Source organism: Methylobacterium sp. XJLW, assembly GCF_003254375.1.
Taxonomy (GTDB): Bacteria; Pseudomonadota; Alphaproteobacteria; order Rhizobiales; family Beijerinckiaceae; genus Methylobacterium; species Methylobacterium fujisawaense.
Genome location: NZ_CP016429.1, coordinates 796,767 through 821,484, shown reverse-complemented (window position 1 = coordinate 821,484; position 24,718 = coordinate 796,767). Strand labels below are relative to the sequence as shown.

29 protein-coding genes are annotated in these 24,718 nt (G+C 69.8%); 8 read left to right on the top strand and 21 right to left on the bottom strand.

The window, feature by feature from the left end:
* Positions 1 to 50 precede the first annotated feature (50 nt).
* Positions 51 to 422, top strand: a complete 372-nt coding sequence (gene flaF / locus A3862_RS03745; protein ID WP_043355557.1) for a flagellar biosynthesis regulator FlaF — start codon at positions 51 to 53, stop codon at positions 420 to 422.
* Positions 423 to 435: 13 nt separating this feature from the next.
* Here the strand turns inward: flaF and A3862_RS03740 are convergent, their stop codons facing one another.
* Complete coding sequence (locus A3862_RS03740) at positions 436 to 849, bottom strand: flagellar biosynthesis repressor FlbT (protein WP_043355555.1); 414 nt, start codon at positions 847 to 849, stop codon at positions 436 to 438.
* 150 nt (positions 850 to 999) lie between these two features.
* Between A3862_RS03740 and A3862_RS03735 the strand changes: the two genes are divergently transcribed.
* On the top strand, positions 1,000 to 1,776 hold the full coding sequence (locus A3862_RS03735) for an SDR family NAD(P)-dependent oxidoreductase (RefSeq protein ID WP_043382717.1): 777 nt from the start codon (positions 1,000 to 1,002) through the stop codon (positions 1,774 to 1,776).
* An 88-nt stretch (positions 1,777 to 1,864) separates the two neighbouring features.
* Here A3862_RS03735 and A3862_RS03730 read toward each other — a convergent pair whose 3' ends face one another.
* From A3862_RS03730 to A3862_RS03710, 5 genes are all read right to left on the bottom strand, one after another.
* Positions 1,865 to 2,095: a hypothetical protein gene (locus A3862_RS03730; protein ID WP_043355551.1), complete on the bottom strand. Its 231-nt coding sequence runs from the start codon at positions 2,093 to 2,095 to the stop codon at positions 1,865 to 1,867.
* Between the two features lie 218 nt (positions 2,096 to 2,313).
* Positions 2,314 to 2,565 (bottom strand): molybdopterin converting factor subunit 1, encoded by a 252-nt coding sequence (gene moaD, locus A3862_RS03725; RefSeq protein ID WP_043355564.1) that lies wholly within the window; start codon positions 2,563 to 2,565, stop codon positions 2,314 to 2,316.
* Positions 2,566 to 2,619: 54 nt separating this feature from the next.
* On the bottom strand, positions 2,620 to 3,219 hold the full coding sequence (gene pgsA / locus A3862_RS03720; protein ID WP_043355549.1) for a CDP-diacylglycerol--glycerol-3-phosphate 3-phosphatidyltransferase: 600 nt from the start codon (positions 3,217 to 3,219) through the stop codon (positions 2,620 to 2,622).
* Positions 3,220 to 3,292: 73 nt separating this feature from the next.
* Positions 3,293 to 5,353, bottom strand: coding sequence for an excinuclease ABC subunit UvrC (gene uvrC / locus A3862_RS03715; protein ID WP_043382720.1), 2,061 nt, complete (start codon positions 5,351 to 5,353; stop codon positions 3,293 to 3,295).
* Between the two features lie 73 nt (positions 5,354 to 5,426).
* Entirely contained in the window at positions 5,427 to 6,143 is a 717-nt protein-coding gene (locus tag A3862_RS03710) for a protein phosphatase CheZ (RefSeq protein ID WP_043382723.1), read from the bottom strand.
* A gap of 278 nt (positions 6,144 to 6,421) precedes the next feature.
* Between A3862_RS03710 and A3862_RS03705 the strand changes: the two genes are divergently transcribed.
* Positions 6,422 to 7,237 (top strand): L,D-transpeptidase, encoded by an 816-nt coding sequence (locus A3862_RS03705; protein ID WP_043382726.1) that lies wholly within the window; start codon positions 6,422 to 6,424, stop codon positions 7,235 to 7,237.
* A gap of 113 nt (positions 7,238 to 7,350) precedes the next feature.
* Here A3862_RS03705 and A3862_RS03700 read toward each other — a convergent pair whose 3' ends face one another.
* The 3 genes from A3862_RS03700 to pgeF all read right to left on the bottom strand — a co-directional run bounded on the left by A3862_RS03700 (position 7,351) and on the right by pgeF (position 10,205).
* Entirely contained in the window at positions 7,351 to 8,127 is a 777-nt protein-coding gene (locus A3862_RS03700; RefSeq protein WP_043346900.1) for a DUF2076 domain-containing protein, read from the bottom strand.
* A gap of 198 nt (positions 8,128 to 8,325) precedes the next feature.
* A complete protein-coding gene (locus A3862_RS03695; protein ID WP_043760339.1) occupies positions 8,326 to 9,165 on the bottom strand; it encodes an outer membrane protein in 840 nt (279 codons plus the stop codon).
* A 269-nt stretch (positions 9,166 to 9,434) separates the two neighbouring features.
* The gene (gene pgeF, locus A3862_RS03690; protein ID WP_043346897.1) at positions 9,435 to 10,205 is read right to left on the bottom strand and encodes a peptidoglycan editing factor PgeF; all 771 of its coding nucleotides are present in this window, start codon (positions 10,203 to 10,205) and stop codon (positions 9,435 to 9,437) included.
* Between the two features lie 144 nt (positions 10,206 to 10,349).
* Between pgeF and A3862_RS03685 the strand changes: the two genes are divergently transcribed.
* Positions 10,350 to 10,541, top strand: coding sequence for a hypothetical protein (locus A3862_RS03685; RefSeq protein ID WP_043346894.1), 192 nt, complete (start codon positions 10,350 to 10,352; stop codon positions 10,539 to 10,541).
* A gap of 43 nt (positions 10,542 to 10,584) precedes the next feature.
* On the opposite strand, the gene A3862_RS03680 is transcribed toward A3862_RS03685, so the two are convergent.
* The 12 genes from A3862_RS03680 to rpsF form a co-directional block, all read right to left on the bottom strand.
* Complete coding sequence (locus A3862_RS03680; RefSeq protein ID WP_043760340.1) at positions 10,585 to 11,655, bottom strand: class I SAM-dependent methyltransferase; 1,071 nt, start codon at positions 11,653 to 11,655, stop codon at positions 10,585 to 10,587.
* Positions 11,652 to 12,554, bottom strand: coding sequence for a prolipoprotein diacylglyceryl transferase (gene lgt, locus A3862_RS03675; protein WP_374701296.1), 903 nt, complete (start codon positions 12,552 to 12,554; stop codon positions 11,652 to 11,654). Before lgt ends, A3862_RS03680 begins: the two co-directional genes overlap by 4 nt.
* Positions 12,555 to 12,619: 65 nt before the next feature.
* A complete protein-coding gene (locus A3862_RS03670; protein ID WP_043760341.1) occupies positions 12,620 to 13,003 on the bottom strand; it encodes a type II toxin-antitoxin system VapC family toxin in 384 nt (127 codons plus the stop codon).
* Complete coding sequence (locus A3862_RS03665) at positions 13,000 to 13,233, bottom strand: type II toxin-antitoxin system Phd/YefM family antitoxin (protein ID WP_043346886.1); 234 nt, start codon at positions 13,231 to 13,233, stop codon at positions 13,000 to 13,002. The genes A3862_RS03670 and A3862_RS03665 overlap by 4 nt, the downstream gene beginning before the upstream one ends.
* Positions 13,234 to 13,307: 74 nt before the next feature.
* Positions 13,308 to 14,195: a VOC family protein gene (locus tag A3862_RS03660; RefSeq protein ID WP_236961728.1), complete on the bottom strand. Its 888-nt coding sequence runs from the start codon at positions 14,193 to 14,195 to the stop codon at positions 13,308 to 13,310.
* A 5-nt stretch (positions 14,196 to 14,200) separates the two neighbouring features.
* Positions 14,201 to 15,103 carry an SMP-30/gluconolactonase/LRE family protein gene (locus A3862_RS03655; RefSeq protein ID WP_111473211.1) on the bottom strand — a complete coding sequence of 301 codons (903 nt, stop codon included), beginning with the start codon at positions 15,101 to 15,103 and terminating at the stop codon, positions 14,201 to 14,203.
* A gap of 10 nt (positions 15,104 to 15,113) precedes the next feature.
* The gene (locus A3862_RS03650) at positions 15,114 to 15,563 is read right to left on the bottom strand and encodes a cupin domain-containing protein (protein WP_111473210.1); all 450 of its coding nucleotides are present in this window, start codon (positions 15,561 to 15,563) and stop codon (positions 15,114 to 15,116) included.
* A 132-nt stretch (positions 15,564 to 15,695) separates the two neighbouring features.
* Positions 15,696 to 17,183 carry a replicative DNA helicase gene (locus A3862_RS03645; RefSeq protein WP_043346877.1) on the bottom strand — a complete coding sequence of 496 codons (1,488 nt, stop codon included), beginning with the start codon at positions 17,181 to 17,183 and terminating at the stop codon, positions 15,696 to 15,698.
* A 372-nt stretch (positions 17,184 to 17,555) separates the two neighbouring features.
* The gene (rplI, locus tag A3862_RS03640) at positions 17,556 to 18,128 is read right to left on the bottom strand and encodes a 50S ribosomal protein L9 (RefSeq protein ID WP_043346875.1); all 573 of its coding nucleotides are present in this window, start codon (positions 18,126 to 18,128) and stop codon (positions 17,556 to 17,558) included.
* A 41-nt stretch (positions 18,129 to 18,169) separates the two neighbouring features.
* Complete coding sequence (locus A3862_RS03635) at positions 18,170 to 19,249, bottom strand: DUF2232 domain-containing protein (RefSeq protein WP_043387035.1); 1,080 nt, start codon at positions 19,247 to 19,249, stop codon at positions 18,170 to 18,172.
* A gap of 127 nt (positions 19,250 to 19,376) precedes the next feature.
* The gene (gene rpsR / locus A3862_RS03630) at positions 19,377 to 19,628 is read right to left on the bottom strand and encodes a 30S ribosomal protein S18 (RefSeq protein WP_007561044.1); all 252 of its coding nucleotides are present in this window, start codon (positions 19,626 to 19,628) and stop codon (positions 19,377 to 19,379) included.
* A gap of 3 nt (positions 19,629 to 19,631) precedes the next feature.
* A complete protein-coding gene (rpsF, locus tag A3862_RS03625; RefSeq protein WP_111473209.1) occupies positions 19,632 to 20,093 on the bottom strand; it encodes a 30S ribosomal protein S6 in 462 nt (153 codons plus the stop codon).
* A gap of 528 nt (positions 20,094 to 20,621) precedes the next feature.
* On the opposite strand from rpsF, the gene hpnA reads away from it, so the two are divergent.
* Genes hpnA through hpnE form a run of 4 tightly spaced genes read left to right on the top strand, consistent with a single transcriptional unit; the run spans position 20,622 to position 24,692 of the window.
* Positions 20,622 to 21,650 (top strand): hopanoid-associated sugar epimerase, encoded by a 1,029-nt coding sequence (gene hpnA, locus A3862_RS03620; RefSeq protein WP_043346872.1) that lies wholly within the window; start codon positions 20,622 to 20,624, stop codon positions 21,648 to 21,650.
* The gene (hpnC, locus tag A3862_RS03615) at positions 21,647 to 22,543 is read left to right on the top strand and encodes a squalene synthase HpnC (RefSeq protein ID WP_075381358.1); all 897 of its coding nucleotides are present in this window, start codon (positions 21,647 to 21,649) and stop codon (positions 22,541 to 22,543) included. Before hpnA ends, hpnC begins: the two co-directional genes overlap by 4 nt.
* Positions 22,540 to 23,391 (top strand): presqualene diphosphate synthase HpnD, encoded by an 852-nt coding sequence (gene hpnD / locus A3862_RS03610; RefSeq protein ID WP_053611139.1) that lies wholly within the window; start codon positions 22,540 to 22,542, stop codon positions 23,389 to 23,391. The genes hpnC and hpnD overlap by 4 nt, the downstream gene beginning before the upstream one ends.
* A complete protein-coding gene (gene hpnE, locus A3862_RS03605) occupies positions 23,391 to 24,692 on the top strand; it encodes a hydroxysqualene dehydroxylase HpnE (RefSeq protein WP_111473208.1) in 1,302 nt (433 codons plus the stop codon). Before hpnD ends, hpnE begins: the two co-directional genes overlap by 1 nt.
* Positions 24,693 to 24,718 lie beyond the last annotated feature (26 nt).

Genomic DNA, 24,718 nt, shown 5'->3' with positions numbered 1-24,718 from the left:
ACGCGCCAGCTTGCCGCCGAGGCAGGCCTGACGACGGGGCTGGACCGCCGATGAACTACGCCGCCAACGCCTACGCCAAGACATCCCACAGCGCCCTCTCGCCGCGCGAAGCCGAATCCGCGGTTCTGCTGAAAGCGGCGCAGAAGCTGATCGGTGCGAGCCAGGGGCTCTCCGAGGGCGATGCCGGGCGCCTCAACGACGCCCTGTCGTTCAACCAGCGCGTCTGGACGCTGCTGACCTCCGAGGCCACGTCGGACCTGAACCCGCTCCCTTCGGACGTCAAGCAGGGCGTCGGCCGCCTGGGCGTGTTCGTGCTCCAGAGCTGCATCGACACGATGATCGCGCCGACGCCCGAGAAGATCGCGACGCTCGTGTCGATCAACAACCACATCGCCGCCGGCCTGCAGGGCAATCCCGGCTGAGGCCCGAGGGCCGTCAGGAAGCCGCCGACGTTTCCGGCAGGTCCGGCTGGGACACCGCGCCGGCGGCTTCCCACTCGACGAGTTTGCGGCTCAGCTTGAGCGCCCGATAATACGCGCCGGTCTCGACGGCCTGGGCGATCCCCGCGATGTGAGGGGCCGCCGCCGGCGCGAGCCCGAGCAGATCCGTCGCCTGCCGGAAGAACAGGTCGATCCCCTGCGTCGGATCGTCGGCGAGGTAGATGACCGTCAGGGTCAGGTGGAGGCGCTTGCAGGCCGTGTCGGCCTCGGTCTCCGTGATGATCTCGCTCTCGCGCAGGAACTTGCACTGCGTCTCGATCAGGAAGGTCGAGCGCCGGTCGCCGTTGCGCAGCAGGGCACCGTTGATGATCAGCCGTTCGAAGGGCTTGAGTTCCAGACGCAGGGGCATCGGGCGTTCCTTTCTAGAAGACCCGGCGATCTCATTCGCGAACCGTTAACGTTTCGAGAATTCCCGCCCCGAGCGCAGCCGTTGCACCACGCGGGTGCCGTGATAAACTCCCACAAATGACGACCGGGTGAAGCGTGTCGGGGAGGTCCGATGACGGCGCAGACGGATCGGCGCGCACGGTATCCGAGCCTCGGTGGCAAGCGCGTCCTGGTCACGGGCGGCGCCTCGGGAATCGGCGAGGGTCTGGTCGAGGCCTTCGTCGGCCAGGGGGCCCGCGTCCTGTTCTGCGACATCGCGGATGATGCGGCGAACGCAGTGGTGGCGCGTCTGACGCCCGGCGCCGCGCACGCCCCGCTCTACCGGCGCTGCGACCTGACGGATGTCGATGCGGTTCGCGCGCTGGTCGCCGAGGCGGATACGGTTCTGGGCGGCTTGGATATCCTGATCAACAATGCCGGCAACGACGACCGCCACAGCCTCGCCGAGGTGACGCCCGCCTATTGGGACGACCGGATGGCGGTGAATCTGCGCCACCTGTTCTTCGCCGCTCAGGCGGCGGTGCCGGCGATGCGGCGTGCGGGCGGCGGCGTGATCCTCAATTTCGGATCGATCAGCTGGCATCTCGGGCTGAAGGAGATGCCGCTCTACCAGACCGCCAAGGCGGCGATCGAGGGGATGACCCGCGCCCTGGCCCGCGACCTCGGCCGCGATGGGATCCGGGTGGTGTCGATCATCCCCGGCAACGTCCAGACGCCGCGGCAGGACAGATGGTACACGCCGGAGGGCGAGGCGGACATCGTCGCCGCGCAATGCCTCGACGGCCGGATCCAGCCGGCCGACGTCGCCGCGCTGGTCCTGTTCCTCGCCTCGGACGATGCCCGGATGTGCACAGGCCACCCCTACGTCATCGACGCGGGGTGGCGCTGATCGGGAGCCGGGCAGAAAACCGGCCGGACATGAGACCGGCCGGACAGGGGGCGCGGATCCGCGCTCCGGCCCGGCCCGCTTCCGTGCCTCAGTCGCACGTCTCCTTCTTGACGGTCTTGGAGTCGCCCATGTCGTTCTCCTTGCGCACCGTCTTGGTGACGCAGCCGTCGCCATGGTCGTGGACGGTCACGGATTTCGACTCGGTCGCCGGGCGGTCGACGACGACGGCCGGCCGGTCGCGCTCGATGACGGTGGTCTGGGCCTGTGCGGCGGCGCCGAGGCTCAACAGGGCGGCGGTCGCGAGCAAGGTCTTGCGCATGCTGAAACTCCAATACCGGTTTCGGTACCGGGTAACGGCGGTCACAGCTTGAGCGTTCCGCAGAGCCGTCGGTCTCGAAGGCGGACCGAACCCGTAAAAAAACTTGGCTCGGCCCGCGCGCCGTTCGGTTCGAAGCAGAGCCGGAGCGACGGCGCCAATGACTGCGGAACCGGGACCAAGACAACCCCGGTGGACTACGTGCGCGGCGTGGCCGGACGTCAGCCGCCCGTCATCGGCGGGAAGAAGGCGATCTCGCGGGCGCCCGCGATCGGCGCGTCCGGCTTGGCGTGGACCCGATCGATCGCGGCCCGGACGACGCCCGGATCCTCGAAGGCGTAGGCATATTCCTCGCCCCGGCCCCGGAGCCACCCGACGAGGTCGGCGACGGTGGCGACCTCCGCCGGCGGTGCCAGCTCCTCCTCGGGGCGGCCGATCCGCTCGCGGACCCAGGCGAAATAGACGAGCTTCATCGCATCACCGTAGCGAAGACAGGGCAGGGACCGCACGTCCCGCAGGCCGATCCGTCAGCGCGGATCGTCGATGACGTGCTTGATCCCGGCCCGCATGTAGTCCCAGCCGGTCCAGAGCGTGAGGGCGGCGGCCAGCCACAGCAGCGTCAGGCCGATCGGCTCGGTCCCCGGCAGCAGGGTCTCGCCCGCCGGGCCGGCGACCAGGAAGCCGAGAGCCACGAGCTGCACGGTGGTCTTCCATTTGGCGATCTTGCTGACGGGCACCCCGACCTTCAGCTCGGCCAGGTACTCGCGCAGGCCGGAAACCAGCACCTCGCGGCACAGGATCACGATGGCCGCCCAGATATTCGAGCCGACGATCGTGTGGTCCGCCGTCAGCATCAGCAGGCACGCCGAGACGAGAAGCTTGTCGGCGATCGGATCGAGCATCCGGCCGAGCGCCGAGCTCTGATGGTAGGTGCGTGCGACGTACCCGTCCAAATAGTCGGTGATCGCGGCCGCGACGAAAACGCCCAGCGCCGTCCACCGGGCGGTGTGGGATTCGGGCCAGAACAGCAGAGCGACCATCACCGGCACGGCAACGAGGCGCCCGTAGGTCAGGCAATTCGCGAGCGTCCAGGCCGGCGACCGTCGTCGGGGAAGGACGGCGTTCATCGCAGGGGTGAAATCAGAGCGGGGCCCGGGCGTCAACGTCCTGGTTTCGGTCTCGGCCATCGCGGTCGGGTTCTCAGGCGCCGGCATGGAAGAAGTCGTAGACCGCCCGCGCGGTGGCGGCGTTCACGCCCGGTGTCTTGGCCAGATCCTCGAAGGCCGCGCGCTCGATGGCCTTCACGGTCCCGAAGTGATGGAGCAGCGCGCGCTTGCGGCTGGGCCCGATGCCGGCGATCTCGTCCAGGGGGTTCTTCACCATCTCGCGCTTCCGCTTGGCCCGGTGGCTGCCGATGGCGAAGCGGTGCGCCTCGTCCCGGAGCCGTTGCACGAAGTAGAGCGTCGGGTCGCGCGGCGGAAGCTTGAAGGGCGGCCGGCCGGGCACGAAAAACGTCTCGCGCCCGGCATCCCGGTCGCGGCCCTTGGCGACGCCGATCAGCGGCACGCCCGAGACGCCGACCTCCTCCAGGGCCGTCCGCGCGGCGTCGAGCTGGCCCTTGCCGCCGTCGATCAGCACGAGGTCCGGCCAGGCCGGGAACGCCTCGCTCTCCTCGGCCGGCACCGGCTCCTGGACGCCGCCCTCGACGGCGGCGGCCGCGGCTTCGCGTTCGGTGCGCGGTGACTCCTTTACCAGCCGCTTGAAGCGCCGCTGCAGGACTTCGCGCATCATGCCGTAATCGTCGCCCGGGGTGAGCTCCTCGGACTTGATGTTGAACGTTCGGTAATGCGTCTTCATGAAGCCCGTCGGGCCGGCGACGATCATGCCGCCGACCGCGTTCGTCCCCATGATGTGCGAGTTGTCGTAGACCTCGATCCGGCGGGGCGCGCCGTCGAGCCCGAAGGCTTGGCCGAGCGCCGCGAGCAGCTTGCCCTGGGAGGCCGTGTCGGCGAGGCGCCGCGCGAGCGCCTCCTTGGCGTTGCGCTGGGCGTAATCGACGAGGTTCTTCCGCTCGCCGCGGCTCGGCTTGTGGATCTCGACGCGGTACTCCACCCGGCTCGACAGGGCCGCCGCCACCAGCTCGGCATCCTCGACCGCGTGGCTCGTCAGCACCGTCCGGGGCGCCGGCTTGTCGTCGTAGAACTGGCCGATGAACGACCCGAGCACCTCGTCGGGGGTCATCGACCGGTCGGCCTTGGGGAAATAGGCGCGGTTGCCCCAGTTCTGGAAGTTCCGGAAGAAGAACACCTCGATGCAGAACTGGCCGGCCTGCTCGTCGAGGGCGAACACGTCCGCTTCCTCCACGCCCTGGGTGTTGACCCCCTGCACGCCCTGGATCGCCGACAGCGCGGCGATCCGGTCCCGGAAGCGGGCGGCGCGTTCGAACTCCATCGCTTCCGAGGCTTCCTGCATCTCGGTGCGCATCCGGTCCTTCACGGCGTTCGACTTGCCCGCCAGGAACGCCCGGGCGGAATCCGCCATGGCGGCGTAATCCTCCGTGGCGATCTCGCCGGTGCAGGGGCCGGAGCAGCGCTTGATCTGGAAGAGCAGGCAGGGACGGGTGCGGTTCTCGTAGTAGCTGTCCGTGCAGGTGCGCAGGAGAAAGGCGCGCTGCAGGGCGTTCACCGTCCGGTTCACCGCCCAGACGCTGGCGAAGGGCCCGTAATAATTGCCCTTCCGGCGCCGGGCGCCCCGGTGCTTGACGATCTGCGGGGCGGGGCCGTCGTCGGTGACCAGAATGTAGGGGAACGACTTGTCGTCCCGCATCAGCACGTTGAATCGGGGCTTCAGCTGCTTGATCAGGTTGGCTTCGAGGAGCAGCGCCTCGGTCTCGGTGGCGGTGGTGACGAACTCCATCGCCGCCGTCTGCGAGATCATCCGGGCAATGCGGTTCGAATGCGCTTGACCCCGCGCATAGGAGCCGACCCGGGCCTTCAGGTTCTTGGCCTTGCCGACATAGAGGACGTCGCCGCGATGATCGAACATCCGGTAGACGCCGGGCGAGGACGGCAGGGTCGACCAGAACCGGCGGATCACCTCGGTGCCGGCCTGGACGGCACCCGGCTCGAAGTCGAAATCGATTTCCGGCGCCTCCGTGTCGGGGAGGCCGGCTTCCGGCGCGTCGGCGGTCTCGTCCCGCTCGGCGTCGCGGCCGTCGTCGAAGGTGTCCGGGGGCAGGTCTGAGAGGGCTCTGCGGCTCATACCGCAGATCTAAGCGTTCCTGAGCGCCAGCGGGACCGGGGCGGCGACAAAAATCGCGCGCCCGGACCGGAGATCAGTCGAACAGCGAGTCGATGTCGCTCTGGTCGACGTGGCCGGGATCGTGGTCGAGCTTCGGACCGTTCAGGAGCGAGCTCTCGTCGTCCAGGGAGGTCGGCACCGGCATGACGGTGATGAGCTCCTTGAAGCTGTCGAGTTCCGACCACGTGGCGATCAGCCGGTCGAGATGCTCCTCGATGAACTTCATCACGCCGACGATCTTGGTGATCCGCTGGCCGGTCAGGTCTTGGAAGTTGCAGGCCTCGTAGGCGGTGATCACGCGCTCGAGGATCACGTCGACGTGCTGCTTCAGCCCGGGCGGCAGCGTCGCGGCGTTGAGCATGCCGGCGTGGCTCTCGATCTCCTCGATCGCCCCGAGGAGCTGCGTCGTGGCGCGCTCCGTCGAATCGACCACGGCGTCGAGTTCGTCGGCCGCCCGGCGCATGCCCTTGCCGGTATTCTCCGTCCGATGCAGCGTCGCCAGCTCCGACTTGGTGCGGGTGATCGCCTCCTTCATCACGTCGAGTTCCGTGCGCATCGCGAGCGCTTCGTGCAGCTCGCGCCGGCACGACTCGATCGTCTCGCTGGCGCTCATCTGCGTGACGCGGCGCAAGTCCTGGATGGCGCTGAAGATTTCTTCGAGTCGCTCGTTCGAGGCGATCGAGCCCGGACCAGGCTGGGGAGCCGCGGGAATCCCGAGGCTGTCTTCGATGCGATAGCGCTTCTGGGTCATCGTCCGGGCGTGGGCGTTCGGGTTCCGTCGACGCAACTCTCTACCACATCGGTTAGCGGACTGTGACTGCCAAGCTTTTTCCGACCGCTCCGGGCTCCTTCCCGAAGGCGCGGCGGGCTGCGATGAACGGTTAACCGGCGATTCACGCTGCCGCCGACGGGCCGGGGAGAGACCGCGGCCTCGGCGCGATTCACCACGTTCCTTCACCTGATTCGGTAAAATGCCGCGGGATCGTTCGCGGGCCGGGCGCTTGGGCGCCGGCTCGGGAGCATGCAACGATGCGGGGTTCGGTCCGATTGGGAATGGCGGCGGCCGCGGCCGCTTTCGTGCTGTGCGGGCCTGCGCGCGCGCAACAGGCGCGCTACGCCGAGGGCGGCTACGGCGGCGGCCTGATCGAGTACCTCGTCACCGGAAGCGCCGGGGGCGGCGGCCGCGGCTGGCCGCAGCGCTCCGCGGCCCCGCAGCGGGCGGCGACGTCCCAGCGGGTCGCGGCCTATTCCGGGGAACTGGTGCCGGCCGAACCGGAGGCCGCTCAGGCATACGGACAATCCTACGGACAGGCTTACGGTGCGGCTCAGCCCTACGGCGCGCCGCCCGCGGCCGCCTACGGAGCGTCCCAGGCGGATCCCGCCCGGATCGCTCGTGCGGTCGCGCCGGAATTCCAGCGCCAGGAGGTCCCGTTCGCGGGGCCGCAGAAGCCCGGGACGATCGTCATCGATACCGCCGGCAAGCATCTCTACCTCGTGCAGGCCGGCCAGCGCGCCCTCCGCTACGGGATCGGCGTCGGCCGTCCCGGCTTCGCCTGGAGCGGTCTCAAGACCGTCAGCCGCAAGGCGGAGTGGCCGGACTGGACACCGCCGGCGGAGATGCTCGCCCGCCGGCCCGACCTGCCGCGCCACATGGCCGGCGGGCCGGAGAATCCCCTCGGGGCGCGGGCCCTGTATCTCGGCTCATCGCTCTACCGGATCCACGGCACCAATGAGCCCAATACGATCGGTCAGTCGGTCTCGTCGGGCTGCATCCGGATGATGAACGACGACGTCGTCGACCTCTACGACCGCGTGCCCGTGGGAACGCGCGTCGAAGTCCTGTGAGCGCCTGACGTCGTCGGCATCACGCAGGCTGACCCTTCGGATACGGAAAGGCCCGGCCGCGCCTGACGCGACCGGGCCTCTTTCTTTGGGGGGCTGACGCCGGGGCTGGACGATCAGGTCCAGTCGCTGTCGTCGCCGCCGCCCAGGTCGCCGCCGAAATCGCCACCCGGATCGCTGTAGTTCGCGTCCTGGAAGCTACCCAGGTCGCCGCCGCTGTTGTCCAGGGCGGCTCCGAGATCCTGGTTGCCACCGTCGCCGTAGTAGTTGTTGACCACGGTCTCGCCGGCACCGCCGCCCAGGCCGGCGGCCGCAGCGCTGCCGAGGCTCGAATGGCCGCCCGCGAAGGCGTTCGACAGGGCGCTGCCCAGGAGCATGCCGCCGGCCGCGCCCGCCGCCATGGGGAGCGCCGTCGCCATGAAGCCGCCGCCGCGGGCCGGCGCCTGCGGCTGACCGCCCCACGGGCCGCCCTGCTGGGGATAGCCGCCCTGCTGGGGATAGCCCCCCTGCTGCGGGTAGCCTTGCTGGGGATAGCCCTGCGGGGGCGCGCCGCCCTGATTGCCCCAGGGTTGTCCGGCGGGACGCTGCTGTGCGTAGCCGGGCTGCGGCTCCTGGCGCTGGCTGCCGCCGCCGAAGATGCTCGACAGGAAGCCGCCGCCGCCCGAGGGCTGCGCAGAGGCCGCCTGGCTGCGCGCCTGCTCCAGCTGCTGGTTCAGGCTCTTGATCGCCTCTTCCTGGACGTAGATCAGCTGCGCCATGGCGTAGGGCGCGTAGGGCTGGGCGCGGATCTTGTCGGCGATGAAGCGCTCCGCCTCCGCGTCGCGGGGCTGGGTCTGCGCCTGCTCCAGCCGCTGGAAGATGCCCGAAATGACGTCGCGTTCTTCGCTGTTCATGGAGTCGTCCTCCTCGAATCTCACCCGCGGGCCCGAACGCGCCGCATGGCAGACACGACATGGGTGCGCGGCGACGCTTTGTCAGGGGGATTGCGAAAACTTCATCCGCCGGCTGCGAAAAACGAGAAGCCCGACCTTTCGGCCGGGCTTCCCAAAGACGGATCCCGAACGCGGCCGTAGCCGCGCCGTCGCGTAATCCTAGAAGGTGCCGAACTTGTAGTTCAGGCCGGCGCGGACGACGGCGAACTCGTCGGAGCGGCGGCCGACGCCGCTGTAGACGACGGGGAAGTTGTTGGCGGCGTTGACGACGAGCGCGCCCTGGTTGCGGGTGCCGCGGTCGAGATTGACGTACAGGCCTTCGACCTTGAGCGTCACGGCCGACGAGCGGAAGAAGTTCAGGAAGGAGTCGGTGGGCAGGGCATACTCGATGCCGCCGCCGGCGGCCCAGCCGGTGCGGAAGCTGTCGTTGCCGGCATAGCCGCCGAAGGAGCGGTCGGCGCTGCCCGAGCCGTAGGCGAAGCCGCCGGTGCCGTAGATCAGGGTGCGGTCGAAGGCGTAGCCGAGGCGACCGCGGACGGTGCCGAAGAAGTCGAGGCTGGAGAGGCCGCGCGGGTCGGTGACGTAGTAGCCGGGGGCCAGCGCGCCGGAGATGAAGGCGTTGTTCCGGCTGCGGCCGAAGTCGAGGTACTGGGCGTCGGCCTCGACGCCGATGACGATGCCGGAGCCGGGCGTGAACTGGTAGTTGTAGCCGACCTGGCCACCGCCGGAGAAGCCGTCCTGGCTGCGGTTTCGGAAGGTGGCGACGGTGCCGGGGGCGGCGTAGGGGAAGGGCACGCCGAAGCTGGAACCGGTGTTGCGGTCGCTGGCGTCGAAAGCGTAGCCGGCGTTGATACCGAAATAGGCGCCGGTCCAGGTGAAGACCGGGACGGGGGTGAAGATCGGCGGCGGGGCGGCGCGGCGCGGCAGGTCGGCGGCGAAGGCCGAGCCGGCGAAGGCGACGGCCGCGAGGGCCGTGGTCACACGGAGCAGGGATTTCATGATCTGGTCCTCACTGGTGGTCCGCCCCGACCGTGGCCGGACGGGGGCGTAACCGGATCTGGCTGCGTTCCAGCGGTTCCAGGGCTGCTTTGCGCTCCGCGGTGTCGCCGACCGCATTCGCGGCCCCTTATGGCAACCCGCCGTTTATCCCCGGCACCTTGACCCCCCAACGCGGGCGAATGGCCAAGGTTCATTCACGGCTATGCTTTTTTCTCACCCGTGCATCGACAAAGTGTCGCACCTCTGGTGTCCGATGGCGGACCGTGCCGTCAGGGGACGAGCGTCACGGCGGAGATGAGGCGGCCGTAATCGGCCTCGCCGCGATGCGTGGTCCGCCGATAGCTGTAGAACCGCTCCGGATCCGCGTAGGTGCAGAGGTTGAGCGCGCTGGCTTCCCCGACCTCGGCCTCGGCGAGCCGGGCCAGGATGAAGCCCGGCAGGTCGAACTGCGCGTGTCCGGGCCGCGTGCCGGCCGCGAGGAAGCGCTCCATGCCGGGGGCGTCGGACCGGAACCGGGTGATGAAGTCCGGGCCGACCTCGTAGGAAGCCTGCCCGATCGTCGGGCCCAGCACGGCGACGATCCGCTGCCGCCGCGCGCCGAGCGCCTCCATCGCCGCCACCGTCGCGCCGATCACGCCGGTGAGGGCGCCCTTCCAGCCGGCATGGGCGGCACCGACGACCCCGTTCTCGGGATCCGCGAACAGGATCGGCCCGCAATCCGCCGTGGCGATACCGAGCGCCAGGCCCGGCACCCGCGTCACCATGGCGTCGGCCTTGGGCCGCTCCGCCGCCGCGAAGGGCGCTTCGACGGTGACGACATCGGCCGAGTGGACCTGGTACAGGCTGACGAGCCGATCCGGCGGCAGGCCGAGCCGGCCGCACATCCGCGCCCGGTTCTCGGCGACACGCTCCGGCACGTCCTGGGAGCCGAGCCCCCCGTTGAGCGACGCGTAGAGGCCGTCCGAAACCCCGCCGACGCGGGTGAAGAAGGCGTGGCGCACGCCCGCATGCGCGGAGAGTTCCGGCGCCTCGATGATCATGCCTGCGGTCACGGTCGGCCTCGCGGTTGCTCGTATCGCGCCCCGATAGCGCAAGGGCGGACCCTTGACGATGTCGTTCAACCGTCAGATTCTTGCTGCATTGCAGTATGGAGCCGATCCGGCTCCACCTTGAGAAGGATCGCAATGTCACGAGGGATCGAGACCGACGTCCTGCCCGAGACGCCCGAGGCTGAAGAGCCCCGGATCCCGAGCGCGCCCGCCCACCCCGTCACGGGAGAGCCCGCCGCCTTCGACCCGACCGACCTCAACCCGCCTGCACCGCCGACACCGCGGCCGTCCACCCAGACGGATTCCGGCTTCGGCTCCTTCGGCTGACCGAATCCGGCCCCCTGCGGGGCCGAGGAATCGGCCCGGCGGCTCAGGCCGCCGGAAACCCCGGGAGCGGTCCGAGGGCCGGGCCGCTCACCGCCATCACCTTGAACAGGCTGCCCATCCCGCCCCGACTCGGATCCGTGAGGCGGGTGATTGCCGCGTCGATCGCGGCGGATTGCGCCGCATTGGCCCGGGCCTTCAGACGTTCGGCACGGGCGCCGAGTCCGAGGGCGGCCAGGAAGTCGCCCTGGTCCACCGGCCCATGGATCGCCGCGCCTTCGGCCTGCGCCGCCTTCGCGTGGGCGGCGAAATCGACATGATGCGTCAGATCCGCCTCGCCGGGCGCGGCCAGTGGATCGGCGAAGCGATGCCCCGACAGGGCCTGGAGGGTGTCGCCGAAGCCCGGTCGGACATGGCCGTAATCGATGGCCAGCAGGGTGCCCCCCTGGGTGCGCAGACGCCGCGCCAAGCTGCGCATCAGCGCGAGCCCGGCCGTCGGCACACTCATGAGCACCCCGTCCGGGCCGTCCGCGTCGAGGCCGGGGGTCGGCTCCGGCGACAGCCCGAAGGCGAGGCCGCCCTGCGGATCGAGGCCGACCTGCCGCTCGTGCCATCCCGTCGGCCGGCGCTCGAACTGGCGCACCGGCAGGCAGTCGAAGAACTCGTTCGCCAGGATGATCGCGGGACCCGGAGGCAGCGACTCGATGTCGGCGTGCCACGCCGCGCCGGTCCCGGCGAGGAGGCGTTCCTGCGCGGCCCGCAGGACCGGGCTGGTCTCCACCAGTTGCGGCGCCACGCGCATTCCCGGGCGCGCCGCCCGCAACGCCCGCAGCGCGTCCGCCATCAGCGTGCCGCGGCCGGGCCCCAGCTCCACCAGAACCAGGGGATCGGGTCGTCCCATCAACTCGTGGACATAGGCGCTCCAGGCACCGATCAGCTCACCGAACATCTGGCTGATCTCGGGCGCGGTGGTGAAGTCGCCCCGGGCGCCCAGAGGGTCGCGGGTGCGGTAGTAGCCGTGGACCGGATGGCTGAGGCACAGGGCCATGTAGCGATCGACGCCGATCGGCCCGTTCTGGCGGATCAGCGCCGCGATCTCGGCTCCGAGGGGGCTCACGCCTCGACGGCCGCCTTGCGGTCCGCCTCGGCGGCGGGTGTCGCCACCGGATGGCGCGGACGCGTCCGGCCGGTCCCGGCCAGCACGATGTAGGTGAGGCCGACGACCATCATCGGCACGCACAGCAGCATGCCCATGGTCACGCCGCCGCCCATCGGACCGAAATGGTCGCCGAACAGGAAGCCGAGCTGGCGGTCCGGCTCGCGGAAGAACTCGCAGAAGGTCCGCGCCAGGGCGTAGCCGAGGACGAAGATGCCGCCGAGGAGGCCGGGCTTGCGGAAGCCGAACCGGCGGACGCTCACCGCCATCACGATGAACAGCAGCAGACCTTCTGTGGCGGCCTCGTAGAGCTGGCTCGGATGGCGGGGCACGGGCCCGCCGCTCGGGAACACGATGGCGTAGGGGAAGTCCGGCGCCACGCGGCCCCAGAGTTCGCCGTTCACGAAATTGGCGATCCGGCCGAAGAACAGGCCGATCGGTACGACCACCGCGCCGATGTCGAGGAGCGTGTAGCCGTTAAGGCCCTTGCCGCGCGCGAACAGCAGGAAGGCGAGGATCGCCCCGATGAAGCCGCCGTGGAACGACATGCCGCCGTTGCGGATCGCCAGGATCTCCATCGGATCGGCGATGTACATCGGGAGATTGTAGAACAGCACGTAGCCGATCCGGCCGCCGAGCACGACGCCGAGCGCCACCCAGACGACGAGGTCGTCGATGTCGACGACCTGCGGGCGCTTCACCACGCCCCAGAGGCTGTCGGCCATGACGAGGCGGCGCGCGTAGTACCACCCGCCGATCAGGCCGGCGATGTAGGCGAGGGCGTACCATTTGATCGTGATCGGCCCGATCGCGAGCGCCACAGGATCGATGGCCGGAAAGGGCAGGGCGAGGAACGGCATCAGTCTCACCTCCGGGGCGGCCGGATTGGACGCCGGAGGGGCGACGCGTCAAGCCCGGCGGAGGATCACCAGATCCGCTCCACGATACCGTCGAAGACGGTGTCTGCGGAGATCAGCGGATACGCGTAGTGGAGTGCGGTGGCGGCGAGGAGGCGGTCGAACGGATCACGATGGTGCCAGTCCATCGTGCCACCGGTGAGGCAGATGGCGGGCAGCAAGTCGGCGACCCGGCCGCCTTGCTGATCGAGGAGAGCGACGAGCTGATCGACATACGCGGCCATCTGGGGCCATTTTCCGACACGCACCTTCTGCGCGATCTCGAAGAACGAGATGGGACTGACTTCAACCGATCCCGCGCCGGTGATCGCCGCCCGCGCGCGGGCCGATAGCCTCGGATCGTCGGTCAGGCTCCATGCCCAAGTATGCGTATCGAGGAGAACGGCGGTCAAAGATCGCCTTCCCAGAGCGCGATCTCGTCCTCAGGGATCGGTTCGAGCCAATCCGGTCCTCGCCCCAGGGCAAGCGGAGGCAGAATGCCGACGCGGAACGAAGACGTAGTAATGGGCACGATGCGGGCTACGGGCCGGTCTGCCTGGGAAAGGATCACGTCCTCGCCCTGTGCGGCGGCTTCGATAAGTTGCGGAAGGCGGCCTCCGGCAGCCTCGACGCTGATGCGCATGATGGCGCTCGCTCACGGAATCTAAGACTAGAGCCTACCTGCTCCACGATGGCGAGCAAGTCGGCGCTGCGTCCTCAATTCCGGAGGAACAGGAAACCGTGGCCACCCGGCCCGCTACAGTAGGCCGCCGTGCGATCGGCGGAGATTCGCAAGCGCGGGCTTTCCGGACGGTCCGTCGCGAACAGGCGATCTAAATCAGTTGCTCCAAACACGTAGCGGGTCGCGGCCCGGTCGGCGGGCCCGAAGACGAGCCGCCGTTCGGTGGCGGGCACGCGATAATGCAGCAGTTCCACGTGCGGCACCGGCTCCGATGGTTCCAGCGCCAGCACATCGACCTGCGGATCGTCCAGGCCATCGAGGCGTGCCTGTTCCGGGCCCTGATTCAGGCCGCGTTCCGCCAGCGTGAGACCGAGGGGGCCGGTCAGGAAGGCCAGGGTCGCCTCAAGATCGGTGACGGTGATCGCCGAGTGATCGATCCCCAGAAACAGCCCCGGCGCCTCGCGCCAGCGGTCGGCCGGGGGGCCGCCGGGAAAGACGATCAGCTCCAGCGGGTGCCCGTCGGGGTCACGGAACTTGTAGGCGGTCACGCCCCCCGTGGATTCCGGCAGGCGCTGGGGACCGCCGCGGCTGATGGGAATCGGGGATAGCGGCGCGAGCTGCGCCATCGCGGCCGCCATGTCGCGGACCGGGATCGCGAGATGCTGGAAGAACGGGTCGGTCGCCGCCGGATCGGCCGGGTAGGGCGCACCGGGCGGATCCACCGTGAGGAAGGTGACGGTCTGCGCGCCGAGCCGCATGCGCAGCTGCGTCGCGCGCCTGTCCCCGAGTCCCATCGCTTCCGCCTGCGCGGGGGGCAGGGGTTCCGGCGGCGCGATCCGCGCGAAGCCGAGCCCGTCCCGGTAGAAGGCTTCCGTGACGGCGAGGTCCGCGACAGTGCGGCCGAACCCGATGAGCGCCCGCACCCCGCTCACAGGAGAGGAGCCCCCCGCACGTTCACGTAGATCGCGTAGAGCGCCTGCGAGGCGCAGAGGAAGAGGCGGCTGTTGTTGCGGCCGCCGAAGGTCAGGTTGGCGACCGTCGCGGGCACGCGGATCTTGCCGACCAGCTCGCCGCCCGGGTCGATGCAGTGGACCCCGTCCCCGGCGCTCGACCAGAGATTGCCATGCTCGTCGCAGCGGATCCCGTCGGCATTGCCCGGTGCGATCGTGCAGAAGACGGCGCCCCCGGACAGGCCGCCGTCTTCGCCGACGTCGAACACGCGGACGTGCTGGAGCGGGTCGGTGTCGAACTGTAGGCCGGTCTCGACGATGTAGAGCCTGCGCTCGTCGGGCGAGAAGCACAGCCCGTTCGGCCCCTGGAAATCGTCGGCCACCACCCGCAGCGAGCCGTCGCGCGGGTCGAACCGGTAGACTGCGGCGGGCAGCTCGGAATCCTGCTTGCCGCCTTCGTAGTCGGTCTGGATGCCGTAGGGCGGATCCGAGAACCAGATCGTCCCGTCCGACTTGCAGACGATGTCGTTGGGCGAGTTCAGCCGCCGCCCCCGGTAGCGCTCCACGAGGCTGGTGATGCTTCCGTCGAGTTCGGTGCGGTGGATGCGCCGGCCGCGATGCGAGCAGGACAGCAACCGTCCCTGGCGGTCGCGGGCATGGCCGTTCTCGAAGTCGCTCGCCGCCCGGTAGACGCTCAGGCCGGCAGAGTCGGACCAGCGCATCACCCGGTTGTTCGGGAGATCCGAGAACAGCAGCTCGTCGCGGTCGCCGAACCAGACTGGACCCTCCGTCCAGCGGAACCCCTCGGCGAGCTTCTCCAGCGGCGCGTTCGGCAGGATGTAGGCCTTGAAGCGCGGCTGCGTGAGGTCGAAGCCCTCCATCAGACCGGGCCTACTTGAAGCGGCCGGGCTGATTGACGGTCGGCTCGACCTGCAGGCCGGTCACGATCATGGTGCAGGGCTCGTCGCCCACCGTGCCGGACAGGTGGCCCTTCTTGCCGTCCCGCGCCTTCGTGTTCTGGTCCTCGCCCATCATCAGCTCGCCCGGGCCCATCTCGACCCGGTGGCCGTCCATGGTCTCGACGAACCAGCGCCCCGAGAGGATGGCGATCCATTGCGGCCGCGGATTCTCGTGCCACTCGCCCACCCACCCGACCGGCAGGACCGTGAAGGTCACGACCGACGGGGCCGGATCCATCTTGTCGTTCCACTGCGGCGCGGTCTCGGGGTTGATCCCGTCGAACTTGAACCGATCGAGCTGGAACAGCTCCTGGCGGCTCACCCCCTCCGCATCGGTGTAGACGTGCCAGTACGGCATCTTCGGAGGGGGCTGCTCGCTCATCGTCGCTCCTGCCGCGGCGGGACACTTGTTGTCCCACAACGGCCGGGCTTGGCGATGGTTCGCGCGCGGATGTCGGCGATCGGGACGGCCGACGTGCCGTCCCGAGGCCGGACCCGCCAGCGGCCCGCGCCGTCACATCTGCTCGGGGATCCGATCCGTCTGCGCGAGGTTCGAGAACCGGGTGATGTTGGCGTCGAACTGCAGCTCCACCGTGCCGGTCGGGCCGTGACGCTGCTTGCCGAGGATGACCTCGGCCTTGCCGTGGACGCGCTGCATCTCGGCTTCCCAGGCGAAGAACTCTTCGGTCCCTTCGCGGGGCTTCTTGTTGCCGACGTAGTATTCCTCACGGAACACGAACATCACCACGTCGGCGTCCTGCTCGATCGAGCCCGATTCGCGAAGGTCGGCGAGCTGCGGGCGCTTGTCGTCGCGGTTCTCCACCTGACGCGAGAGCTGCGACAGGCCGATGATCGGCACCGCCAGTTCCTTGGCGAGCGCCTTCATGCCCGTGGTGATCTCGGTCATCTCCTGCACGCGGTTGTCGCTGCGCTTGCCGGAGCCCGACAACAGCTGGAGATAGTCGACGATCAGCAGATCCAGCCCCTTCTGGCGCTTGAGGCGCCGGGCCCGGGCGGCGAGCTGGGCGATCGAGATGCCGCCGCTCTGGTCGATGTAGAACGGGATCGTCTGCATGTCGCGGGCGGCATCGGTGATCTTGTAGAAATCTTCCGGCCGGATGTCGCCGCGGCGGATCTTGTAGGAGGGGACGCCCGACTGCTCGGCGATGATACGGGTGGCGAGCTGCTCGGCCGACATTTCGAGGGAGAAGAACCCGACGATCCCGCCATTCACGGTCTTGGTCGTGCCGTCCGCCTGCTTCTCGCCGCGATAGGCCTTGGCGATGTTGAAGGCGATGTTGGTCACCAGCGAGGTCTTGCCCATGGCCGGGCGGCCCGCGAGAATGATCAGGTCGGAGGGCTGGAGGCCGCCCATCTTGGCGTCGAGATCGCTGAGGCCCGTGGCGATGCCGGAGAGCTTGCCCTCGCGCTGATAGGCCTTGGCGGCCATGTCGACCGCGGCGGTCAGCGCGTCGGAGAACTTCTGGAAGCCGCCGTCGTAGCGTCCGGCCTCGGCCAGTTCGTAGAGCCGCCGCTCGGTTTCCTCGATTTGGTCGCGCGGCGCCTGCTCCACGGGCGCCTCGTAGGCGCCGTTCACCAGATCCTCGCCGATGGTGATCAGCCGGCGGCGGATGGCGAGGTCGTAGATCGTGCGGCCGTACTCGCCGGCATTGATCACCGTGGTGGCGTCGGCGGCGAGCCGGGCGAGGTATTGCATCACCGTCTGGCCGCCGAAATCGGCGTCGCCCAGATAGGTCTTCATGGTGATGGGCGTGGCGAGCTTGCCCGCCTTGATCAGGGATGCCGCCACCGTGAAGATCTGCTGGTGGGCATCCTCCATGAAGTGCTCGGCCAGCAGGAAGTCCGACACCCGGTAATAGGCGTCGTTGTTCACCAGGATCGCGCCCAGCAGCGCCTGCTCCGCGTCGATGTTGTGCGGGGCGACGCGGTACTCGGCCTGGACCGTTTCGAGCTTGGCCGTGAGCGCATTGGGCAGGGCCATCGGCGGACGACTCCGTATCAGGCGCCGCGGCGGGCGCGCCAGGATCACACCGCACGACCTTGGCCTCGGTATGGTTACCGAAGCTTAGCCGACGGCCGGTTCTCCCGGGCCGGGGCGCGGAAAAGCGGACGCCCGCCGACTCTCGCGAGCGGCGGGCGTCCATGCTGGAACAAAACTGGAACGTGTCAAGTCTCGGGGGCAATCGTCCCCAGTGTTCACCGGTATACAGGGCTGGGGACGGTTCCCAGCCGAGCCCGAACGCGGCGCGTCCGGCGCCCGGCCTAGGGCGTGGCCCGGTCCGGTCCGGTACCCGGCCCGCTGTCCCGCACGCCCGACCGGCCCCGAAGCCGGTCGGACTATCCGCGGAAGAAATCAGCCGCGGTCGTCGGCACCCTCGCCGGCATCGGCCAGCGCCATGCCGACCTCGAGACCCAGGTCGTCGAGGTTGAACGCCTCGCGCTCGGTGACCGACTCGCCGCGGGCCTGACGCTCGGCCTCCTCGGGGCTGCGGGCGACGTTGACGGTGATCTCGACCTCGACCTCGGGGTGCAGCACCACCGGGACCTTATGGAGACCCAGGGTCTTGATCGGCTGGTTCAGGGTGAACTGGCCGCGGTCGACCGTGAAGCCCTCCTTCGAGACGACCTCGGCGAGGTCGCGGGTCGAGACGGAGCCGTAGAGCACGCCGGTCTCGCCCGACTGGCGGATCAGGACGAAGCTCTGGCCGTTCAGCTTCTCGGCGACGGCCTCGGCGTCCTTCTTGCGGTCGAGGTTGCGGGCCTCGAGCTGGGCGCGCTGGGCCTCGAAATGCTTCTTGTTGGCTTCCGTCGCGCGCAGAGCCTTGCCGCGGGCGAGCAGGAAGTTGCGGGCGAAGCCCGGGCGGACATTCACGGTCTCGCCCATCTGGCCAAGCTTGGCCACGCGCTCGAGCAGGATCACTTCCATGGTCTTTCTCCTTCAGGTGGTCGGCCGCTGAGGCCGGGGTCTCACGGCGCCGGGCTGTCCTTGGGACGCCGGCGGTCGAGGGCTGTATCGGCGAGGCCGAACAGGGTGAGGGCGACCAGGGCGATACCCTGGGTCACGAACAGGATCAGATACATGCCGAACAGCATCAGCCCGCGTCCGGGCCGGCCGCGGGAACGGTCGTGGAAGGCGGCGAGTCCCTGAAGGGCGAAGGCTGCGCTGAAGGCTCCGACCAGCGCGACGCCGAAGACGCCGACATAGCCGGGGGCGAAGCACATCGCGACGGCGGCCGCGAGCACCGCGAGCGTCGAGCGCGGCATCGTGGTGGAGGGGATGTCCGGCCAGGGCCGCGGCAGGCGGCCCGAGATCTTCACGATCCGGGCCGAGGCCCAAAGATAGAAGGCCAGCAGCAGCGCGAGACCGTTCGCCGCCAAGGCCGGTACCACCCGGGCGAGGGCATCCGCGACCTCGGTCCGCGTCACGTCGGCCTGATCGTCACCGGTCTGCGGCGCCGGCTCGGGCGCGACCGCCGCGTCCTGTCCGCCCGCGTCCTGTCCGGCCGTGCCTTGGCCGGCGGCGTCCTGGCCGGCGGCGTCGGAGCCGGTCGCCGGCGCACCGGCGCGTCGGGTTTCGGCGGGGCTGCGGGTTGCAGGCATGCGCGTCTGCACCAGCGTCTGGGCGAGCCCGCGCAGCTGCGCATCGAAGGCCGCGTGATTCGGCGAGGACAGGACCGCGATGGCGATGAAGGCGAGGGCGGCCGTGGCGGCGATCCAGCCGAGCAGGCGGCCGGTCGGGTACCATTCAAGGCCGGCTTGCGTCTCGCGCCCGAGGAGCGTGAGGTAGGCGAGCCACCAGGCGGGGAGGGCGATGTAGGCCGCGAAGGCGAGCCCCATGAACGGGGCGATCACGAGGATCAGCACGAGGCTGCCGGTGGCCGCCGCCACGAGCGCGGCCTTATGGCTCCAGCCGAGGCCGACGATCAGGATCGGCAGCGGTGCCACGAGGTAGAGCAGGATCGCGAGGGGGGTCGCCTTCAGAAGCACCCCGAACAGGAGTGCCGAGACGAGGCCCGCGCCGATACCGATGCCGATATGCTGTGCCATGAATTCCGCTGTCCCGCTGCCGGTGCGGCAGGGTTAGAGGCACGGATACGCCCCAACGATCGGGCGGCGCGCGCCGCCCTCTGTGAGGACCGGCCCGGGCGAGAGCCGGGCCGGTCGATTCGGTGACCTACTTTATCACGTAGGGCAGCAGGCCGAGGAAGCGGGCACGCTTGATCGCCTGGGCGAGCTCGCGCTGCTTCTTGGCCGAGACCGCGGTGATCCGCGACGGGACGATCTTGCCGCGCTCCGACACGTAGCGGGAGAGGAGCTTGACGTCCTTGTAGTCGATCTTCGGCGCGTTCGCGCCGGAGAACGGGCAGGTCTTGCGACGACGGAAGAAGGGACGGCGTCCGCCGCCTGCACCAGCACCGAAAGCCATGGGTTAGCCCTCCCCGCCGAAGCTGCGCTCGCCGCGGTCACCGCGATCGCCGCGGTCACCCCGGTCGCCGCCGAAGCCGCCACCACCGAAGCCCTCGTCATCCCGACGACGGCCGCGCTCGCGATCCTTGCGGTCGTCGCGGTCGCGCTTCTGCATCATGGCGGACGGCTCGGAATCGAGCTCCTCGACCCGGATGGTCATGAAGCGCAGCACGTCCTCGGAGATCTGCATCTGGCGCTCCATCTCGACGATGGCGGCCGGCGGGGCGTCGATGTTGAGGAGCGCGAAATGCGCCTTGCGGTTCTTCTTGATCCGGTAGGCGAGGGACTTCACGCCCCACATCTCGATCTTCTCGAGACGGCCACCGTTCTGCTCGATCACACCCTTGTAGGTGTCGATCATCGTCTCGACCTGCTGGGACGTCACGTCCTGGCGGGCCAAGAGCACATGCTCGTAGAGAGGCATATCGGGCCTTTCATCGTCAAAAGGAGCCCGGCCGCCGGAGGGCGGCTGAGTCGGGCCGGTTCATCTCGCGAGACGCTCGGCGCCAAGCCCTTCGAGCCGATTTTCAGGCCCGAGCGGTTGATCGAAGGCGGAGACACCGGACGATGGGATCCGACAAGATCCCTATGCCGCGAGCAGCATTGTCCGTTCAGCCCCCGGCCGGAGCGAACGCGAGGGGCGGCGCATAGTCGGTTTTTGTCGCTCTGGCAAGTTCGCCGCGCGCTTCAGGCATCCCGGTGCGGCGCCGAAGCGGGCTTCGGAGCTGGCGCGCCACGCTGCCGGGCTCTTGGCAAGGCTCGTGCCGGAGACCGCGCGGGGGCAGCGCCGTCCGGGCCAGATTCTGCGAGCGGACGGCGGGGCGGCCACGATCGGTCTCCGGATCCGTCGACGGGCACCGCGGCTTGCCGCTCGGGCGGTTCGATGACACAAGCGCGGCGCAGCTGGGGATCCCCGGCCGCGCTGGTTGTTCGGTAATTCTCCAGATCCGTGATGGCAGAGGCCCCATCTTCCGGCCCCTCCGAGGTCGGTCCCGTGCTGATCACCGGCGCGAGCGGCTTCCTCGGCTCAGCCCTGGTCGACGTCTTTCGCCGGGCCGGCTTCCCGGTGCGCATCCTCGTGCGCGCGTCGAGCCCGCGCCGCAACCTCACCTGGACCGACGTGGAGATCGCCGAGGGCGACATGCGCGACCCGGCCGCCGTGGCGGCGGCGATGCGCGGCCAGCGCTACCTGATCCACGCCGCCGCCGATTACCGGCTGTGGGCGCCGGACATGGAAGAGATCGTCCGCACCAACCGCGACGGCACGCGCCTGATGATGCGCGCGGCGCTGGAGGCCGGGGTTGAGCGGGTCGTGTACACATCGAGCGTCGCGACGATCCGGCCGCCGGCCGACGGCGTCACGCCCTCCGACGAAACCATGCCGCTGACGCCCGAGACCGCCATCGGCGCCTACAAGCGCAGCAAGGTCGTGGCCGAGCGGGTGGTCGAGGAGATGGTCGCCCGGGACGGCCTGCCGGCGGTGATCGTCAACCCGTCGACGCCGATCGGCCCCCGCGACGTCAAGCCGACGCCCACCGGGCGGATCATCCAGGAGGCGGCGCTGGGCAAGATGCCGGCCTTCGTGGATACCGGGCTCAACCTCGCTCACGTGGACGACGTGGCCCACGGCCATCTCCTGGCGCTCCGCAAGGGGCGGGTGGGCGAGCGCTACATCCTCGGCGGCGAGGACGTGTTCCTGTCGCAGATGCTCGCCGACATCGCCGGCATGGTCGGGCGCAAGCCGCCGACCGTGAACCTGCCGCGGGCCGTGGTCTATCCCGTCGCGTTCTTCGCCCAGCTCGCCGCCCGGGTCACCGGAAACCAGCCCTTCGCGACGATCGACGGCATCCGCATGTCGCGGTACCGGATGTTCTTCTCGGATCGGAAGGCGCGCGCCGAACTCGGCTACACGGCCCGGCCCTACCGCGAGGGCCTGTCGGACGCGATCACGTGGTTCCGTGAGGCGGGGTACCTCGCATGAGCACCCTCGAATCCGCCACCGCGACCCGTTCCGGCAAGGGGCACCGCGACGAGAACTTCCCCGTCGCCTCGCACCTGATCCACCCCCGCCATCGCGGCGCGATCCTGGCCTTCTACAATTTCGTCCGCGCCGGCGACGACGTGGCCGATCACGCGGAGCTGTCGCCGGAGCGCAAGATCGCGCTCCTCGACAGCCTGGCCGATTCGCTGACCGGCGCCGGCCCGTCCGATCCGGAGGCCGAGCCGCTCAAGCGCGAGCTCGCCGCCCGCGGCCTGCCGCCCCGCCACGCCCTGGAACTCCTCGACGCGTTCCGCATGGACGCCCGCAAGAGCCGATACGCGGATTGGGATGAGCTGATCCACTACTGCCGCTATTCGGCCATGCCGGTGGGGCGCTTCGTCCTCGACGTGCACGGCGAGGATCCGGCCCGGGTCTACGGGGCCTCCGACGCCATCTGCGCGGCCCTTCAGGTGATCAACCACCTTCAGGATTGCGGCAAGGACTACGCCGCCCTGGACCGAGTCTACCTCCCGCAGGATTGCCTGGATCGGCACGGCGCCACGGTGGCGATGCTCGGCGAGGCCAAGGCGCCGCCGCAACTCCGGGCGGTGATCCGCGACCTGGCGCAGAGATGCCTCGACCTCCTCGACGAGGGCGCGGTCCTGCCGGATCTGATCGACGACCTGCGCCTGTCGCTGGAGATCGCCGCCATCCACCGCCTCGCCGTGGTGCTGAGCCGGGGCCTGCTGGAGCGCGACCCGCTCTCGGAGAAGGTCCATCACGGCAAGGCCGCCTTCGCCCTGACGGCCCTGGGTGGCGTCGCCGCCACCCTGGCACGCCGGCCCTTCCGCGGGCGCACGATCCGGGCCGCGGCTCAAGGAATCCGCTCGTGACCGCCACCGCCACGCCCGCCCAGAACCCAGAGAGCGCCGCCCCGGCGCTGCCCGCCGCCGGCTCCTCCTTCTATACGGCGATGCGCCTGCTGCCGAAGGAGCGGCGGGAGGCGATGTATGCCGTCTACGCCTTCTGCCGCGCCGTCGACGACGTCGCCGATGACGGCGGCAGCCGCGCCGTGCGGCAGGCCGAGCTCGACCGCTGGCGGGCCGATATCGACGCGCTCTACGCCGGCCGGCCCGCGCCGCGCGTGCGCGACCTCGTGGAGCCCGTGCGCCGCTTCGGCCTGAAGCGCGAGGATTTCCAGGCGGTCATCGACGGCATGGCCATGGACGCCGTCGAGGACATCGTCGCCCCCGACGCCGAAACCCTCGACCTCTACTGCGACCGGGTCGCGAGCGCGGTCGGCCGGCTGTCGGTGCGGATCTTCGGCATGCCGGAGGCGGACGGCATCCGGCTGGCGTGGCACCAGGGCCGGGCGCTCCAGCTCACCAACATCCTCCGCGACATCGACGAGGATGCGGAGCGCGGCCGGCTCTACCTGCCGCGCGAGAAGCTCCAGGCGATCGGCCTCACAGATCCGACGCCGGTCCAGGCGATCAGCCACCCGCGCATCGGCGAGGTCTGCATCTCCCTCGCCCGCGAGGCGGAGGAGCATTACGAGGCGACCTGGGAGATCATCCGCCGCAGCCCCCGCAAGGCCACCAAGGCCGCCCGGCTGATGGCGGCGGCCTATCACCTCTATCTCAAGGCGGTCGTCGACCGCGGCTGGGCGATGCCCCGGGCGCGGGTGAAGCCCGGCAAGCTCGCGCTGCTGGGCGTCGTCCTCCGGCACGGCCTGATCTGATGGGCACCGTCCACGTCGTCGGCGCCGGCCTGGCCGGCCTCTCCGCCGCCGTCGCCCTCGCGGAATCCGGTGTCCGGGTGGTCCTGCATGAGGCCGCCAAGCAGGCGGGTGGCCGCTGCCGCTCGTACTACGATCCGGCACTCGGCCTGACCATCGACAACGGCAACCACCTGCTGCTGTCCGGCAATGCCGATGCCCTGGGCTTCCTCAGGACCATCGGTGCCCCGGCCGATGCCCTGACCGGTCCGGACACGGCGGAGTTCGATTTCGCCGATCTGAAGACGGGCGAGCGCTGGCGCCTGCGGCCCAACGCCGGGCGGCTGCCCTGGTGGGTGATGAGCCCGGCGCGCCGCGTTCCCGGCACCCGGGCGCGGGACTATCTGGCGCCCCTCGGCATCCTGCGGGCGGCCTCCGGCAAGGCGGAGGGCGCGGGCGGGACCATCGGCGCGCACATGGCCTGCGAGGGCCCGCTCTACCGGCGCCTCTGGCATCCGGTGCTGCTCGCCGCCCTCAACACCGAGCCCCGCGACAGCGATGTCGGGCTGGCGGCCCGGATCCTCCGCGAGACCCTGGGCGCCGGCGGGAAGGCCTGCCGACCCCTCGTCGCCGTGGAAGGCCTGTCCTACGCCTTCGTCGACCCGGCGATTCGCTATCTCACCGCGCGCGGCTCCGAGATCCGCCTGGGCCGGCGCCTGCGCGGGCTCGAGACCGTGGACGGCCGGGTCGGGCAGCTCGTCTTCGCGGATGGCGCCGAGAGCCTCGGCCCGGAGGACGGCGTCGTGCTGGCGCTGCCCCCGTGGGTGGCCCGGGAAGTGTTGCCCGGTCTCCTCGCCCCGACGGAATTCCGCTCCATCGTGAACGCGCATTTCGCGCTCGCTCCGAAGCCCGGCAGCCCCCTCGTCCTCGGCGTCGTCAACAGTCTCACGGAGTGGCTTTTCGCCTATCCGGACCGGTATTCGGTCACGATCAGCGGTGCCGACCGGCTTCTCGATGTGCCCCGCGAAGACCTCGCGCGGCAGATTTGGGCCGAGATCGCACAGTTGTGCAACCTTGCACCGGATCTGCCCAGCTGGCAGATCGTAAAGGAGAAGCGTGCGACCTTCGCGGCGACGCCGGCAGAAGCCGCGCGGCGCTCGGGGGCCGAAACCGCCTACGAGAATCTCGTCCTGGCAGGCGATTGGACTGCGACCGGCCTGCCATCGACGATCGAGGGAGCGATCCGTTCGGGCCAGACGGCCGCGCGTTCCTTGCGCGCGGCATCGGTCGTGCGCTCTGGAACCCCAGCGCGCGGCGCAGCTTGAGGCATGGCGTCCGCCGCGAGGCGGTC

What these genes read in the sequence shown, in the direction of transcription:
- A3862_RS03645 (WP_043346877.1), bottom strand. Translation starts at nt 17,183, where the DNA reads ATGGCCCTGCCCAATGCGCTCACGGCCAAGCTCGAAACGGTCCAGGCC.
- A3862_RS03650 (WP_111473210.1), bottom strand. Translation starts at nt 15,563, where the DNA reads ATGAGCGAGCAGCCCCCTCCGAAGATGCCGTACTGGCACGTCTACACC.
- hpnE (WP_111473208.1), top strand. Translation starts at nt 23,391, where the DNA reads ATGGGCACCGTCCACGTCGTCGGCGCCGGCCTGGCCGGCCTCTCCGCC.
- lgt (WP_374701296.1), bottom strand. Translation starts at nt 12,554, where the DNA reads ATGCCGTTCCTCGCCCTGCCCTTTCCGGCCATCGATCCTGTGGCGCTC.
- A3862_RS03705 (WP_043382726.1), top strand. Translation starts at nt 6,422, where the DNA reads ATGCGGGGTTCGGTCCGATTGGGAATGGCGGCGGCCGCGGCCGCTTTC.
- flaF (WP_043355557.1), top strand. Translation starts at nt 51, where the DNA reads ATGAACTACGCCGCCAACGCCTACGCCAAGACATCCCACAGCGCCCTC.
- rpsR (WP_007561044.1), bottom strand. Translation starts at nt 19,628, where the DNA reads ATGGCTTTCGGTGCTGGTGCAGGCGGCGGACGCCGTCCCTTCTTCCGT.
- A3862_RS03735 (WP_043382717.1), top strand. Translation starts at nt 1,000, where the DNA reads ATGACGGCGCAGACGGATCGGCGCGCACGGTATCCGAGCCTCGGTGGC.
- A3862_RS03665 (WP_043346886.1), bottom strand. Translation starts at nt 13,233, where the DNA reads ATGCGCATCAGCGTCGAGGCTGCCGGAGGCCGCCTTCCGCAACTTATC.
- A3862_RS03695 (WP_043760339.1), bottom strand. Translation starts at nt 9,165, where the DNA reads ATGAAATCCCTGCTCCGTGTGACCACGGCCCTCGCGGCCGTCGCCTTC.
- hpnC (WP_075381358.1), top strand. Translation starts at nt 21,647, where the DNA reads ATGAGCACCCTCGAATCCGCCACCGCGACCCGTTCCGGCAAGGGGCAC.
- rpsF (WP_111473209.1), bottom strand. Translation starts at nt 20,093, where the DNA reads ATGCCTCTCTACGAGCATGTGCTCTTGGCCCGCCAGGACGTGACGTCC.
- pgsA (WP_043355549.1), bottom strand. Translation starts at nt 3,219, where the DNA reads ATGAACGCCGTCCTTCCCCGACGACGGTCGCCGGCCTGGACGCTCGCG.
- rplI (WP_043346875.1), bottom strand. Translation starts at nt 18,128, where the DNA reads ATGGAAGTGATCCTGCTCGAGCGCGTGGCCAAGCTTGGCCAGATGGGC.
- A3862_RS03700 (WP_043346900.1), bottom strand. Translation starts at nt 8,127, where the DNA reads ATGAACAGCGAAGAACGCGACGTCATTTCGGGCATCTTCCAGCGGCTG.
- A3862_RS03710 (WP_043382723.1), bottom strand. Translation starts at nt 6,143, where the DNA reads ATGACCCAGAAGCGCTATCGCATCGAAGACAGCCTCGGGATTCCCGCG.
- A3862_RS03635 (WP_043387035.1), bottom strand. Translation starts at nt 19,249, where the DNA reads ATGGCACAGCATATCGGCATCGGTATCGGCGCGGGCCTCGTCTCGGCA.
- hpnA (WP_043346872.1), top strand. Translation starts at nt 20,622, where the DNA reads ATGGCAGAGGCCCCATCTTCCGGCCCCTCCGAGGTCGGTCCCGTGCTG.
- pgeF (WP_043346897.1), bottom strand. Translation starts at nt 10,205, where the DNA reads ATGATCATCGAGGCGCCGGAACTCTCCGCGCATGCGGGCGTGCGCCAC.
- A3862_RS03740 (WP_043355555.1), bottom strand. Translation starts at nt 849, where the DNA reads ATGCCCCTGCGTCTGGAACTCAAGCCCTTCGAACGGCTGATCATCAAC.
- A3862_RS03685 (WP_043346894.1), top strand. Translation starts at nt 10,350, where the DNA reads ATGTCACGAGGGATCGAGACCGACGTCCTGCCCGAGACGCCCGAGGCT.
- uvrC (WP_043382720.1), bottom strand. Translation starts at nt 5,353, where the DNA reads ATGAGCCGCAGAGCCCTCTCAGACCTGCCCCCGGACACCTTCGACGAC.
- A3862_RS03730 (WP_043355551.1), bottom strand. Translation starts at nt 2,095, where the DNA reads ATGCGCAAGACCTTGCTCGCGACCGCCGCCCTGTTGAGCCTCGGCGCC.
- moaD (WP_043355564.1), bottom strand. Translation starts at nt 2,565, where the DNA reads ATGAAGCTCGTCTATTTCGCCTGGGTCCGCGAGCGGATCGGCCGCCCC.
- A3862_RS03655 (WP_111473211.1), bottom strand. Translation starts at nt 15,103, where the DNA reads ATGGAGGGCTTCGACCTCACGCAGCCGCGCTTCAAGGCCTACATCCTG.